Genomic DNA, 13,272 nt, shown 5'->3' with positions numbered 1-13,272 from the left:
GGTATCGATACAGTTCCGAACCCCATTCGTTACCTGCGACGCCGGCCGCTCAGCACCCTTCATCGATAGGCTTGTGGGGTCCTCCCCCTTGCTCCGAAAGGCCTTGCCGGTGCGCACCCATTCCAATCCGCACATCCTCGACCCCCAGTCGGAGGAGGACCGGGCGAGCGGCGATCTGCTCCTCTCCACCCTCGCCGCGGCCGCCCCCGGGACGGAGCTCCGCGACGGCCTCGAGCGGATCCTGCGCGGGCGCACCGGTGCGCTCATCGTGCTCGGCAGCTCGCGCACCGTGGAGTCGATCTCCACCGGCGGCTTCCCCATCGACATCGAGTTCTCCGCCACCCGGCTGCGCGAGCTCGCGAAGATGGACGGGGCGATCGTCCTCGACCGCGGCGCCTCGCGCATCCACTCCGCCGGCGTCCAGCTGCTCCCCGACCCGGCGATCGACACGACCGAGTCCGGGACCCGCCACCGCACCGCCGAGCGCGTGGCCAAGCAGACCGGGTTCCCGGTGATCTCGGTGAGCCAGTCGATGCAGATCGTGCAGATCTACGTCCACAACTCCCGGCACGTCCTCCAGGTGTCCGACCGGATCCTGTCCCACGCCAACCAGGCCCTCGACACGCTCGAGCGCTACAAGGCGCGGCTCGACGAGGTCACCGGCACGCTGACCTACCTCGAGGTCGTCGACCGCGCCACGCTCGCCGACGTCCTCGTCGTCCTCCAGCGCCAGGAGATGGTGCGCCGGATCTCCGCGGAGATCTCCACCTACATCCTCGAGCTCGGGCAGGACGGCCGACTCGTCACGCTCCAGCACGAGGAGCTCATGGGTTCGTTCGGCAACGTCCAGTTCAACCTGCTGCGCGACTACATCGATGCGATCCCCGAGCACGGGGAGATCGACGACGTCATGCGCAACCTCTCCCGCCTGTCCGGCAGCGAGCTCGTCGACATCGACGTCGTCGCCCGCTCGATCGGCTCCTCGGCGGCGAGCGAATCGCTCGACCGCCACGTCTACCCGCTCGGCTACCGGGTGCTGTCCTCGATGCGACGCGTCCCCTCGCTCGTCGTCGAGCGGCTGGCCGAGCACTTCGGTCGCTTCACCGAGCTCCTCGCCGCCGACGTCACCGAGCTCAAATCGGTCGAGGGCGTGGGCGAGCACCGGGCGCGGATCGTGCGCGAGGGCCTCAACCGGATCGTGGAAGAGGCGACCGAGAGCTGAGACCCGGCGCGGCTCCGGTCACTCGCCGGTGTCCTCCTCGGCGGGTTCCTCCTCGGCGGATTCCTCGGACGGCTCCTCGGTGGGCTCCGGGGCGGTGATCTCGAACTCGACGGGTTCGCTCTCCGTCTCCCCCAGCGAGGTCACGAGCTCGTACTTCCCGCCCTCGAAGCCCTCGGCCATGCGGTTGCAGTTCTTGTCCACGGGCTCCACGGTCCACTTGAGCGCCGCGCGCTTCTCCGCCCCGGCGGCGAACACGACCTCGGCCTCGGCGGCGTCGCCGTCGGCCTCGGGGTCCGCGCAATACTCCGAGCTCCACACCGTCTCCCCGTCCTTGCGGACGGTGAAGGTCTGCTCGCTCGTGCCGACCGCGATCCGGCAAGCGGCGTCGTGGGTGTTCGTGACGATGAGCTCGAGGGTGGCGCTCGCCCCGGGGTCGTAGGACTTCTCATTGGTCGCCGCCCCCACGGTCACCGCCTCCGTCGGGCAGGCTCCGCTCGCGTCGTCGCCGGTGGGCATGGGCGCGGTGGGCTCCGCGGTCTCCCTTGGCTCCGCGACGGGGGCGGGATCCTCGGACGGGGACCGCAGCGCCTGGACGATGACGATGGTCGCACCGACGATGACGGCGAGGATGATCAGACCGAGCACGGCCACGGTCATCCGGCGGCGACGGTACACGGCATCCATGCCCTGTCCACCGCCTCCGCGCCCGCTGCCCGAGCCGCCTCCGGTCGCCGAGGTGCGCGCACCTCGGGCCCGGTTCGCGGCCGGTCCGGCGCCGGACGAGCGGGGGCCGGTGGACGTGCGGCCACTAGACTGCGCTGAGGCGGAGCGCCCGCCTGCCGAGCCGCTGCTCCGGCCGGTGCCGCTCGCCTTCCCGGCGCCGCGGCGCGATCCGCCGGCAGCGGACTGACCCCCGCGGCGCCGGGCGCCGGAGGAGCCGGATGAGCGCGGGGGTTCGGAACCAGGACCACGGGTCGAAGGAGACATCATCTCGAGAGTAGAACGCCGGGCCGCGAACACCGCCCAGACACTCCGGATCCCGCACGAATCCCAGCTCGCACGGGTCCGGCGCACTGTCGTCGACTGGTTCGCCGCGCACGCCCGCGACCTGCCGTGGCGGGCGGAGGGCACCTCGGCATGGGGCATCCTCGTGAGCGAGGTGATGTCCCAGCAGACACCGATGGTCCGGGTCGCGCCGCGCTGGACGGAGTGGATGCGGCGCTGGCCCACCCCGGCGGACCTCGCGGACGCCTCCCCCGCCGAGGTGCTCCTCGCCTGGGACTCGCTCGGCTACCCGCGGCGCGCCCTGCGGCTGCGCGACACCGCGCGGGCGATCGCCGACGACCACGACAACGCGGTTCCGGTGGGTGAGGCGGCGCTGCGTGCACTGCCCGGGGTCGGCGACTACACCGCCGCGGCGGTCACCGCGTTCGCGCACCGACAGCCTGCAACCGTGCTCGACGTCAACATCCGGCGGGTGCTCGGCCGGGTGTTCGCCGGCCGCTCGCACCCGACTCCCGCACCCACCCGGGCCGAGCGCGACTGGGCCGCGGCCCTTGTGCCGACTGAGGAGCACGTCGAGTGGAACGCCGGGCTCATGGAGTTCGGGGCGCTCGTGTGCACCTCGCGGAACCCCGCGTGCGAAGAGTGCCCGTTGCAGGCCGAGTGCCGGTGGTTCGCCGCCGGGCGGCCGGCGGACGCCGGGCGGAAGCCCACGACCCAGGCCTGGCACGGCACGGACCGGCAGCTGCGCGGGGCGATCATGGCCGTGCTCCGCGCCGCCGGGCCGCCAGGCGCTTACGGTTCAGGCGCGCCGGCCGAGGCGGTCGCCGCAGCCGGCGCGAACGAGGCGGCGGGATCTGATGCAGCAGCCGCGAGTGAAACTGCACCGGCCGGGGCGGGCCAGGTGAGCGGCGTGGCGCGGGCGCTCCTCACCGCGGGCACTGCGGACCTCGACGCCGAGGCGCTCGCCGCGCTGCCCGACCGGGTCGAGGCGGCGGTGCTGCGCGTGCGGGAGCTCGGGGACTCCGAGCGGGTGGACCGGCTGGTGCGCGCGCTCGTCGCCGACGGGCTGGCCGCGGAGTCCGGCGGCGTCCTCCACCTCCCGCAGTAGCAGTGCGGGCAGGCGCGTGGGCAGGCGGGTGCGGGCAGGCGCGTACGGGTCAGAGGTGCTTGAGCATCCGTGAGTTGCCCAGGGTGTTCGGCTTGACGCGGGCGAGGTCGAGGAACTCGGCGGTGCCCTCGTCGTGGGAGTGGAGGAGCTCGACGTAGACCTCGGGCGACACGGGGGTGCCGGAGATCTCCTCGAAGCCGAGCGACTGGAAGAAGCGGGTCTCGAAGGTCAGGCAGAACACGCGGGAGACCCCGATGTCCCGGGCGTCGGCGAGGATCTGCTCCATGAGCGAGCGGCCGATGCCGCGCCCCCGGTAGTCGGGGTGGGTGGCGACGGTGCGCGCCTCGGCGAGGTCGTCCCACAGCACGTGGAGGGCCGCGCAGCCGACGACGACCTCGTGCGGCCCGGAGCGGTCGACGACGAGGCGGAACTCCTGGAGCGACTCGAAGTAGTTCACCGGGTCCTTCGCGACGAGGATCCGCGCCTCGGCGAGCGGCTCGACCAGCCCGCGGATCGCCTTGACGTCCGGGGTGCGCACGCGGCGGATGAACAGTCCGCTCGGCAGCTCCCGGGCCTCGGGCAGCTGCGGCGTCCCGGGGTCGGAACCGACGGTGGTCACCTGGGAGGCGGAGGCCCGCTCATGCGCGGTGGTCGCCTCGGTGGCGGTGGTCGCCTGGGGTGCCGTGGTCGCCTGGGGTGCCGTGGTCGCCTCGGACACGGTGGTCCGCTCGGGACCGGAGATCGGTGGCGTCGCGGGGTCGGCAGGCATTCCTCCATTCAACACCCGAGACTGCAATTTCCCAAGGTTCCTGAGAGCGGATCCGCCAAATAGCGCAAGGTCACGGGGCCTGACCCCGGGCCGGCGAGCAACGACGGCACGCCGACCCCGGGGCGTCGCTGCCGTGCCGGCACCGCCGACTGCGCGGTATCCGATGATCAACGCTCAATTGCGCGCTCCGTTCGGGATACTCCGCAGTTGGTCGGCGATGGATCGGCCGCACCCGCTGCCGTGCCCACCCGCGCGCACCAAACACAGCGCGGACGCACCACCCGTTGCAGCACCCACCGAATCGCCCTCGACACAGCACCGACGCCGTACCCGGCACTCAGTAGACCCACCCGATACGCAGCACCGACGCCCCAACGCCGTCCTGACACAGCAGAATCCTGCGGTTCCGTTCTCAGGAACCGCAGGATTCTGCTGTATGAACCGCGAGCCGACCGGACTCAGCGGGCCGAGCTCAGCGGGCCGAGCTCAACCGACCAGACTCAACCGACCAGACTCAATCGGCCGGACTCAGCCGACGGACCTCAGTGGGCCGGCTCAGAGGGTGCGCTCGGCGCCTCCGGCCGCGGCCCCTCCGGCGGGACCCTCGGAGGAGTCATCCGCATCCGGGTCCGCGTGCGAGGTGGCCGCCGCGTTCGCGACACCGGCCTCCGGGATGGCCCCGCTCGCGTCCTCGGACTCGTCCGCGCCCACGGTCACCGGCACCCGCTCGGTGTCGCGGCCGTCGAACGTGAACTTGGCGTCCGCGCCCTCGCCCTCGACATCGACGAACACCGTCTGGCCCGAGTGCAGCTCGTCGAACAGGATCCGCTCCGAGAGCTGGTCCTCGATCTCCGACTGGATGGTGCGGCGCAGCGGGCGCGCACCGAGCACCGGATCGTAGCCGCGTTCGGCCAGCAGGTTCTTGGCCTCCTGGGTGACCTCGACCTTCATGCCCTTGTCCGCCAGGCGCTCGTCCAGGCGGGCGAGGAACAGGTCGACGATCCGCACGATCTCCGGCTTGCTCAGCTGCGGGAACACGATGGTGTCGTCCACGCGGTTGAGGAACTCCGGCCGGAAGTGCTGCTTGAGCTCGTCGTTGACGCGCTGCTTCATCCGCTCGTACGAGGTGGAGGTGTCCCCCTCGATCTGGAAGCCCAGCTGCTGACCCTTGGCGATGTCGCGCGTGCCGAGGTTCGTGGTCATGATGATGATGGTGTTCTTGAAGTCCACCTCACGACCCTGCGAATCCGTCAGACGCCCGTCCTCGAGGATCTGGAGCAACGAGTTGAAGATGTCCGCGTGCGCCTTCTCGACCTCGTCGAACAGGACCACGGAGAACGGCTTGCGCCGCACCTTCTCGGTGAGCTGCCCGCCCTCCTCGTAGCCCACGTAGCCGGGAGGCGAGCCGAACAGCCGCGACACCGTGTGCTTCTCCGAGAACTCGCTCATGTCGAGCGAGATCAGCGAGGACTCGTCGCCGAACAGGAACTCCGCGAGCGCCTTGGCGAGCTCGGTCTTGCCGACGCCCGTGGGCCCGGCGAAGATGAACGAGCCCGAAGGCCGCTTGGGGTCCTTGAGGCCGGCGCGGGTACGGCGAATCGCCCGGGACACCGACTTGATGGCGTCCTGCTGGCCGATGATCCGCTTGTGCAGCTCGTCCTCCATGCGGAGCAGCCGCGCGGACTCCTCCTCGGTGAGCTTGAAGATCGGGATCCCGGTCGCCGAGGCGAGCACGTCGGCGATGAGCTCCTCGTCGACGATCGCGGAGCCGTTCTTGGCACCGGAGCGCCATTCCTTCTCCGCCTCGTCGTGCTTGGTCTGGAGCTTCATCTCCGCATCGCGCTCGTTGGCGGCGAGCTCGAAGTCCTGCGCGTCGATCGCCGCCTCCTTGCGGTGGCGGGCCTCGACGATCTGCTCCTCGAGCTCCTTGATCTCCGGCGGGGTCGACAGCCGCGAGATCCGCAGCTTCGCGCCGGCCTCGTCGATGAGATCGATCGCCTTGTCCGGCAGGAACCGGTCGTTGACGTAGCGGTCGGAGAGGTTGACGGCTGCGGCGAGCGCACCGTCGGTGATCGTCACCTTGTGGTGCGACTCGTAGCGGTCGCGCAGACCCTCGAGGATCTTGATCGCGTCCGACAGCGAGGGCTCCGGGACCTGGATCGGCTGGAACCGGCGCTCGAGCGCGGCGTCCTTCTCGATGTTCTTCCGGTACTCGTCGAGGGTGGTCGCACCGATCGTCTGGAGCTCACCGCGGGCGAGCATCGGCTTGAGGATCGAGGCGGCGTCGATCGCGCCCTCGGCCGCGCCGGCACCCACGAGGGTGTGGATCTCATCGATGAACAGGATGATGTCGCCGCGGGTGCGGATCTCCTTGAGGACCTTCTTCAGGCGCTCCTCGAAGTCACCGCGGTAGCGGGATCCGGCGACGAGCGAGCCCAGGTCGAGCGTGTAGAGCTGCTTGTCCTTGAGCGTCTCCGGCACCTCGTCGTTGACGATCGCGGCGGCGAGGCCTTCGACGACGGCGGTCTTGCCGACGCCGGGCTCGCCGATGAGCACCGGGTTGTTCTTGGTCCGGCGCGACAGCACCTGCATGACCCGCTGCATCTGCTCCTTGCGGCCGATGACCGGGTCGAGCTTGCCCTCGCGGGCGGCGGCGGTGAGGTTGCGACCGAACTGGTCGAGGACGAGCGAGCCCGAGGGCGTGCCCTCCTCGCGACCGCCGGCGGCCACGGGCTCCTTGCCCTGGTAGCCGGAGATCAGCTTGATGACCTCTTGGCGCACGCGCCCGAGGTCCGCGCCGAGCTTGACGAGCACCTGGGCGGCGACGCCCTCGCCCTCGCGGATGAGGCCGAGGAGGATGTGCTCGGTGCCGATGTAGGTGTGGCCGAGCTGGAGCGCCTCGCGGAGGCTGAGCTCGAGCACCTTCTTGGCACGCGGGGTGAACGGGATGTGGCCGCTCGGGGCCTGCTGTCCCTGGCCGATGATCTCGGTGACCTGTTCACGGACCTGGTCGAGCGAGATGCCCATGCCTTCGAGCGCCTTGGCGGCGACGCCCTCGCCCTCGTGGATGAGGCCGAGCAGGATGTGCTCGGTGCCGATGTAGTTGTGTTTGAGCAGCTTGGCCTCTTCCTGCGCCAAGACCACTACGCGACGGGCACGATCTGTGAACCGTTCGAACATTTGCCCCTCCTCGGTCTGTTGATTCCTTCGACTCTAACCACCGCTCGCGGCGATTTATTGCGGTTTCGCGGTCAGCCGAAAGGGATTCGGCTCACGGCGTAATCGCCGGGTGCGGCGGCGGGAATCCGCATGACCGCGCGGGGTGATCGCGGGATGAGCGCGGAGTGGGCGTGGGGGATCCGCCGTTCCCGAGGCGCGGGCCGGCTTGGGCACAGACCGCAACCCGCCGTACTGCGGGGTATCCGAGGATCGACGCGCAATTGCGCGCTCCGTTTCGGATACTCCGCAGTTCGACTAGGCACTGCGCAGGGAGGGGCGACGAACGGGCCGGCCCTCGCGAGGAGGACCGACCCGTTCGATGAACCGTCCGCGGTGGCGCTGCGGTTCAAGTACTGCGCGTAACTCAGTGCGCGGCGTCGTAGGCCTCGAACACCTCGGCCGGGATGCGGCCGCGGTCGGAGACGTCGTGGCCGTTGGCCTTGGCCCAGGCGCGCACCGTCGAGGTGTCCGCGCCGGTGCGCGAGGAGGCACCTGCACCGCCGCCGGTGCGGTGACGACCGGTGGAACGCTGGCGGGAGGCCACGCGGCGCGCCTTCTCGATGTACGGGGCGAGGGCCTCGCGCAGCTTGGCGGCGTTGGCGCTGGAGAGTTCGATCTCGTAGCTGTGCTGGTCGAGCGAGAAGCTCACGGTCTCCGCGGCCTCGCTGCCATCGATGTCGTCAGTCAGCATGAGTTTCATTTCACGAGCCATGTTCGGGGTCCTTTCGGGAGGTCGATTCGACCGGCACGGTGGAGTCGTGCGCAGGCGAATCGGATGCATTCAGTGCGTCGTGAGTCGGATCCGCTCCGGACGAACGGAGATCATTCAGATCACCCGTGGATTCCGGGGACTCACCCGCGGAATCTTCGTTCTCCGAATAGAAACGGTCCATCTCCCTCCGTTCGATGCTGTCGGCGCGGACCACGGAACGGATGACGTACCAGAAGAGCAGTCCGACACAGATCGAAGGAAGGAGGACTTTGACGTATTCCATAATGAATCCTAACCGACGAATACCGCCGCGGCGAATAGAGAGCTGAAATATGATCTGGACAACACGGTTATTCTCCCACCGCGTGATGAGCACTTCATGTGACCGCGCGCCGCATATGCTCGAATGTGCATATCATGGAACGCCGCATCCGGCCCGGATCGGGCCGATAAACCGCACCTGAGGCGAATGCACCGTGCGCGGGATATCGGCCGCTACCATCGATCACCGCGCAGTTGTGCGGGTCACCGCAGAATGCAGAACCGGATAACCGGAATTCGCAGTGTCGCTGACCACAGGGCGATCCATCTGACGATGAAGCGGAGTCCGCTCACTTCTCGAGCGGCTTGACGAGCGGGAAGAGCACCGTCTCCCGGATCCCCAGCCCGGTGAGCGCCATGAGCAGACGGTCGATCCCCATGCCCATGCCGCCGCTGGGCGGCATGCCGTACTCCATGGCCATGAGGAACTCCTCGTCCACCGCCATCGCCTCGTCGTCGCCGCGCGCGGCGTCGCGGGCCTGCGATTCGAAGCGCTCGCGCTGGATCACCGGGTCGATGAGCTCCGAATAGCCGGTGGCGAGCTCGAATCCGCGCACATAGAGATCCCATTTCTCCACCACGCCCGGCTTCGAGCGGTGCTCACGGGTGAGCGGCGAGGTATCGAGCGGGAAATCGACGACGAATGTCGGCGCCCACAGCCGGTCGGAATAGAAGTGCTCCCACATCTCCTCGACGTATTTGCCGTGGCTGCGGAACACTCCTTCGAGATCGATATCGTATTTCTGCGCAATCTCCGCGAGCCGCTCCACGCTGGTCTCCGCGGTGATCTTCTCACCGACCTCCTCGGACAGCGAATCATACATGCTCACGACGGCCCATTCGCCGCCGAAATCGTATTCCGTGCCATCGGACAGGGTGACCTGGAGCGAACCGGTGGCATCGCGGGCGGCATTCTGGATGAGCGTCTTGGTGAGATCCGCGATCGAATGATAATCGCCATATGCCTGATAGGCCTCGAGCATCGCGAATTCCGGGGAATGCGTGGAATCCGCGCCCTCATTGCGGAAATTGCGGTTGATCTCGAACACGTTGTCGAGGCCGCCGACCACCGCCCGCTTGAGGAACAGCTCCGGGGCGATCCGCAGGAACAGCTCCATGTCGTAGGCGTTCATGTGGGTGGAGAACGGCCGGGCGGCGGCGCCGCCGTGGAGGGTCTGGAGCATGGGCGTCTCGATCTCCATGAAGCCGGTCTCCGCGAAGGTGCGGCGCAGGGAGATCATGACGTCGGAGCGGAGCTTGACCGCCTGGCGCGCGGCGTCGCGGGTGATGAGGTCGATGTAGCGCTGGCGCACCCGGGTCTCGTCGGTGAGCTCGGTGTGGAGCGCGGGCAGCGGACGCAGGGCCTTGGCCGCGAGCTGCCATTCCGAAGCCATGACGGAGAGCTCGCCGCGCTTGGACTTGATGACCCGGCCGCGGAGGAACACGTGGTCGCCGAGGTCGACGTCGGACTTCCAGGCGTCGAGCCGCTCCTTGCCGACCTCCTTCTGCGACAGCATGCCTTGGAGGCGGGTGCCGTCCCCGGCCTGCAGGGTGACGAAGCAGAGCTTGCCGGTGTTGCGGAAGAACACGACGCGGCCGGCGACGGCGACGACGTCCTCGGTCTCCTCCCCGTCCTCGAGCGCGGGGTAGGCCTCGCGCACCTCGGCCAGGGTGTGGGTGCGGGGCACGTGGACCGGGTAGGGCTCCTGCCCCTCCTCGAGCAGCCGGACGCGCTTGTCCTTGCGGATCCGCAGCTGTTCGGGGTCGAGGTGGTCCGGGGCGTCGGCCGGGGCAGCACCGGCCTGGGCGGGATCGAGTTCTGGCATGGCTCCAAGGCTACCGCGTGCGGTGCGCCCGGCAGGAATCCGCGGTTCCCGAGGCGCCCGCCGGCCTGGCAGGAATCCGCGGGTCCCGAGGCGCCCGCCGGCCCGGCAGACCACGCGCAGTCCCGGCCGCCCGGCCGGAATCAGAGCTTCTCAGCTCTCGAGGAGCTCGATGATCTGCAGGGCCTTGGCGTCGTCGATCGTGCCATTGCGCAGGGCACGGGCCACGGTCGCCCGGGCGAGCGCCCGGTACGTGTCCCCCACCTCGGTGGAGCCGGCCTCGACGGCCTGCTCGGAGAGCGCCTCGAGGTGAGCGCGCACGGTGTCGACGTCGCCGCGGCTCACGGGCCCGGTGAGCGCACCCGGCCCGGACTGCAGCGTGTTGTCGACGCTCGCGCGGAGCAGCGATGCGAGCACCCGCGGGGCGTCGTCGATGCCGAGCCCGGCGAGCACCTCGAGCGCCTGGCCGACGATCGCGACGGTGTGGTTCGAGGCGTGGGCGATCGCGGCGTGGTAGAGCGGGCGGTCGGCCTCGGCGACGACGATCGGCTCCGCGCCCATCTCGACGACGAGCGCCTGCCCGATCGGCAGCACGGTGCGGGCGGCGGTGACGGCGATCGTCGCCTCCTGCAGCCGCGGCAGGTCCATGCTCGTACCGGTGAATGACAGCGAGGGATGCAGGGCGATGGTGATGGCACCGGCACGGGCGGCGGGCCCGAGCACCTCGGTGCCGAACCGGCCGGCGCAGTGCATGATGATCTGCCCGGGCTTGAAGCGGCCGAGCGCGGCGAGCCCGGACACGAGCTCGCCGAGCACGTCGTCGGAGACGGTGAAGAGGACGAGCTCGGCGCGCTCGACGACGGTCTCGATGTCGAGGACGGGCACACCTGGGAGCATCGCCTCGGCGCGGTCGCGGCTCGCCTCGGAGGTGGCGGTGACGCCGACGACGGCGTGACCGGCGGCCCGCAGCGCCCGGCCGATGACCGCACCGACCTTCCCGCAGCCGACGATGCCGACCCCGAGCCGGGTCTGATCCTCGAGATTCATCGCACTCCCTCCCCTGCCCGGAGCGTCCGCCGGGCCCAGTCCACACAGGCTACCGGGCGCCGACGGACGCAGTCGCCGTGGTGCGACTCAGGCGTCGAGCAGCCAGTCGTTCGGGGCGAACAGCTCGTAGTGGACGTCGGCGGCGGCGACGCCGCGCTCGTCCAGCTGCGTCCTGATGAACTGGAGGAACCCGTTGGAGCCGCAGATGTAGACGCTCGCGCCCTCCGGCAGCTCGACCGCACTGAGGTCCATGAGGCCTTCGCGGACCTCGCCCTGGAGCTCGGCGTCGGGGGTCCCGGTGCCGTACCAGGTGATCGCGGAGCCCTCGGCCAGACCGGCGGCGTACCCGGTGCGGGCGGCACCGAACGCGTCGACCTCGGCGGAGTCGTCGGCGTGGAGCGCGACCACGGTGCGGGCGGAACCGCTCGCGGCCAGGCTGTCGAGCATCCCGAGCATCGGGGTCACGCCGATCCCGGCGGAGATCAGCACGACCGGGTTCGTCGCCTGCGTGTCGAGCACGAGGTCGCCGGAGGGCAGGGTGACCTCGAGGGAGTCGCCCACCTGGACGTTCTCGCCGAGCCAGTTGGACACCTCGCCCTCGGGGGCGCTCTCCGTGGCACGGATCCGCTTGACGGCGAAGGACAGCTCGCCGGCCGCGCTGCCGCCGCGCACCAGGGAGTACTGGCGCAGCTGGCGGGCACCGTCGGGCAGGCGTGCGCCGACGGACACGTACTGGCCCGGGAGGTGGCCGGGCAGGTCCGCCGAGCCCTCGGCGGCGCGCACGGTGAAGTGGGCGATGTCGCCGGGCAGGTCCCGGCGATCGACCACAGTGGTCGCACGGAACACGTCGCCGGGCTCCACCCGGGCCGAGCGGTAGAGGTCGTACTCGAAGTCGGTGAGGACGTCGGCCATGAGCCAGTACACGGAGTCCCAGGCCGCGGCGACGTCCGGGGTGACGACGTCCTCGCCGAGCACCTCGACGATCGCGGCGAAGAGGTTGTCGTGGACGATCTGGTACTGGTCCTTGGTGATGCCCAGGGACACGTGCTTGTGCCCGATCCGCGAGAGCAGGTTGACCGGGGCCGGGGCCTCGGGGTCGACGAGCATGGTGGCGAAGGTCGCCACGGAGGCGGCGAGCGCACGCTGCTGGGCGCCCTGCTTCTGGTTGCCGCGGTTGAAGGTGTCGGCGATGAGCTCGGGGTGGGCCTCGAACATGCGGGAGTAGAAGATCGGGGTGATCTCGTTGATCTTCGACCCGACGAGCGGCAGGGTCGCCTTGATGATCTCCTCGTGCTCCGGGGTGAGGCCGATGGAGTCGAGTTCCTTCTCGTCGAGGTAGAGGTCGGACGTGCTCATGGATTCTCCTGAACTGTTGCGGATTCACACACCGCCGCCGGCGGCATGCCTGAGCTGGTGGAACATCTGTGGGGAGCGCGCGGGCACCGGGCCCGAGGCGGTCAGTGCCCGGGCATCGGACCGGGCCGGGCCCGAGGCGGTCGGTGCGCGGGCATCGGGTCGGGCAAGGCAGGGCAGGGCCGGGATCACGACACCGCTGCCGGTCTTCCGCAGTCCGGGCCGGCACGCTCGGAGGGAGGCACCGCAGGCCCGGGGTCGCCCGGCGAGCCGGTGAGCAGGGTCAGCAGCACGGGTCCGGTCGGGGAGTCGACGAGATCGCTGAGGCAGACCTCGTCGAGGACGGCGAGGAACGCCTGCTCCGCGCGGTCGAGAACGCTCTTGAGCCGGCAGTTCCCCCGCAGCGGGCAGGTCGAGCAGTCGACGACGGCGCCGACCCCTTCGAGCTCGCGGACGATCGAGCCGATCGGGCGGGTGCGGCCCTCCTCGGTGAGTGTGAGCCCTCCGGTGCGCCCGCGCCGTGAGGCGATGACGCCGGTCCCGGACAGTCGGGAGATCGCCTTCGCCAGGTGCGTCTCCGAGGCCTCGAGGCGCAGGGCGAGCTCGGCGGTGGTCATGCGCGTCCCGGCCTCGGCCGTGGCGAGCATCATGAGTGCGCGGAGGCCGAGGTCGGTGAACCGGGATACCTGCATG

Annotated in this window: 11 protein-coding genes; 2 read left to right on the top strand and 9 right to left on the bottom strand. The window is 69.9% G+C overall.

Annotated elements, in window-relative coordinates; genetic code table 11:
* Window positions 1–109: 109 nt before the first annotated feature.
* On the top strand, window positions 110–1,222 hold the full coding sequence (gene disA, locus MTQ12_RS08380) for a DNA integrity scanning diadenylate cyclase DisA (protein WP_348983861.1): 1,113 nt from the start codon (window positions 110–112) through the stop codon (window positions 1,220–1,222).
* Window positions 1,223–1,240: 18 nt separating this feature from the next.
* Here the strand turns inward: disA and MTQ12_RS08375 are convergent, their stop codons facing one another.
* Window positions 1,241–1,906 (bottom strand): hypothetical protein, encoded by a 666-nt coding sequence (locus tag MTQ12_RS08375; protein WP_247618253.1) that lies wholly within the window; start codon window positions 1,904–1,906, stop codon window positions 1,241–1,243.
* A 478-nt stretch (window positions 1,907–2,384) separates the two neighbouring features.
* Here MTQ12_RS08375 and MTQ12_RS08370 point away from each other — a divergent pair, with 478 nt between their 5' ends.
* Entirely contained in the window at window positions 2,385–3,335 is a 951-nt protein-coding gene (locus tag MTQ12_RS08370; RefSeq protein WP_348983860.1) for an A/G-specific adenine glycosylase, read from the top strand.
* A gap of 49 nt (window positions 3,336–3,384) precedes the next feature.
* On the opposite strand, the gene MTQ12_RS08365 is transcribed toward MTQ12_RS08370, so the two are convergent.
* The 8 genes from MTQ12_RS08365 to MTQ12_RS08330 form a co-directional block, all read right to left on the bottom strand.
* Complete coding sequence (locus tag MTQ12_RS08365; RefSeq protein ID WP_247618360.1) at window positions 3,385–3,900, bottom strand: amino-acid N-acetyltransferase; 516 nt, start codon at window positions 3,898–3,900, stop codon at window positions 3,385–3,387.
* A gap of 759 nt (window positions 3,901–4,659) precedes the next feature.
* Complete coding sequence (locus tag MTQ12_RS08360; RefSeq protein ID WP_247618252.1) at window positions 4,660–7,284, bottom strand: ATP-dependent Clp protease ATP-binding subunit; 2,625 nt, start codon at window positions 7,282–7,284, stop codon at window positions 4,660–4,662.
* Between the two features lie 403 nt (window positions 7,285–7,687).
* Window positions 7,688–8,014, bottom strand: coding sequence for an Lsr2 family protein (locus tag MTQ12_RS08355; protein ID WP_302630562.1), 327 nt, complete (start codon window positions 8,012–8,014; stop codon window positions 7,688–7,690).
* Window positions 8,015–8,024: 10 nt separating this feature from the next.
* Window positions 8,025–8,318: a hypothetical protein gene (locus tag MTQ12_RS08350; RefSeq protein ID WP_247618251.1), complete on the bottom strand. Its 294-nt coding sequence runs from the start codon at window positions 8,316–8,318 to the stop codon at window positions 8,025–8,027.
* 328 nt (window positions 8,319–8,646) lie between these two features.
* Window positions 8,647–10,182 (bottom strand): lysine--tRNA ligase, encoded by a 1,536-nt coding sequence (lysS, locus tag MTQ12_RS08345; RefSeq protein ID WP_247618250.1) that lies wholly within the window; start codon window positions 10,180–10,182, stop codon window positions 8,647–8,649.
* Window positions 10,183–10,332: 150 nt separating this feature from the next.
* On the bottom strand, window positions 10,333–11,226 hold the full coding sequence (locus tag MTQ12_RS08340) for a DUF2520 domain-containing protein (protein ID WP_247618249.1): 894 nt from the start codon (window positions 11,224–11,226) through the stop codon (window positions 10,333–10,335).
* Window positions 11,227–11,313: 87 nt separating this feature from the next.
* Window positions 11,314–12,582, bottom strand: a complete 1,269-nt coding sequence (locus MTQ12_RS08335; protein ID WP_247618248.1) for a globin domain-containing protein — start codon at window positions 12,580–12,582, stop codon at window positions 11,314–11,316.
* Window positions 12,583–12,767: 185 nt separating this feature from the next.
* Complete coding sequence (locus MTQ12_RS08330) at window positions 12,768–13,271, bottom strand: Rrf2 family transcriptional regulator (RefSeq protein ID WP_137318055.1); 504 nt, start codon at window positions 13,269–13,271, stop codon at window positions 12,768–12,770.
* Window position 13,272 lies beyond the last annotated feature (1 nt).

This window comes from Brevibacterium sp. R8603A2, assembly GCF_023072605.1.
In the GTDB taxonomy this organism is placed as follows: domain Bacteria; phylum Actinomycetota; class Actinomycetes; order Actinomycetales; family Brevibacteriaceae; genus Brevibacterium; species Brevibacterium pityocampae.
Note: the sequence above shows the minus strand (reverse complement) of the source record. Positions and strands in the feature narration are given on the sequence as shown.

Bases quoted from the DNA above. Each gene is read 5' to 3' on its own strand.
- MTQ12_RS08375 (WP_247618253.1), bottom strand. From the start codon at position 1,906: ATGGATGCCGTGTACCGTCGCCGCCGGATGACCGTGGCCGTGCTCGGT.
- MTQ12_RS08370 (WP_348983860.1), top strand. From the start codon at position 2,385: ATGTCCCAGCAGACACCGATGGTCCGGGTCGCGCCGCGCTGGACGGAG.
- MTQ12_RS08360 (WP_247618252.1), bottom strand. From the start codon at position 7,284: ATGTTCGAACGGTTCACAGATCGTGCCCGTCGCGTAGTGGTCTTGGCG.
- MTQ12_RS08355 (WP_302630562.1), bottom strand. From the start codon at position 8,014: ATGCTGACTGACGACATCGATGGCAGCGAGGCCGCGGAGACCGTGAGC.
- MTQ12_RS08350 (WP_247618251.1), bottom strand. From the start codon at position 8,318: ATGGAATACGTCAAAGTCCTCCTTCCTTCGATCTGTGTCGGACTGCTC.
- lysS (WP_247618250.1), bottom strand. From the start codon at position 10,182: ATGCCAGAACTCGATCCCGCCCAGGCCGGTGCTGCCCCGGCCGACGCC.
- MTQ12_RS08340 (WP_247618249.1), bottom strand. From the start codon at position 11,226: ATGAATCTCGAGGATCAGACCCGGCTCGGGGTCGGCATCGTCGGCTGC.
- MTQ12_RS08335 (WP_247618248.1), bottom strand. From the start codon at position 12,582: ATGAGCACGTCCGACCTCTACCTCGACGAGAAGGAACTCGACTCCATC.
- MTQ12_RS08330 (WP_137318055.1), bottom strand. From the start codon at position 13,271: ATGCAGGTATCCCGGTTCACCGACCTCGGCCTCCGCGCACTCATGATG.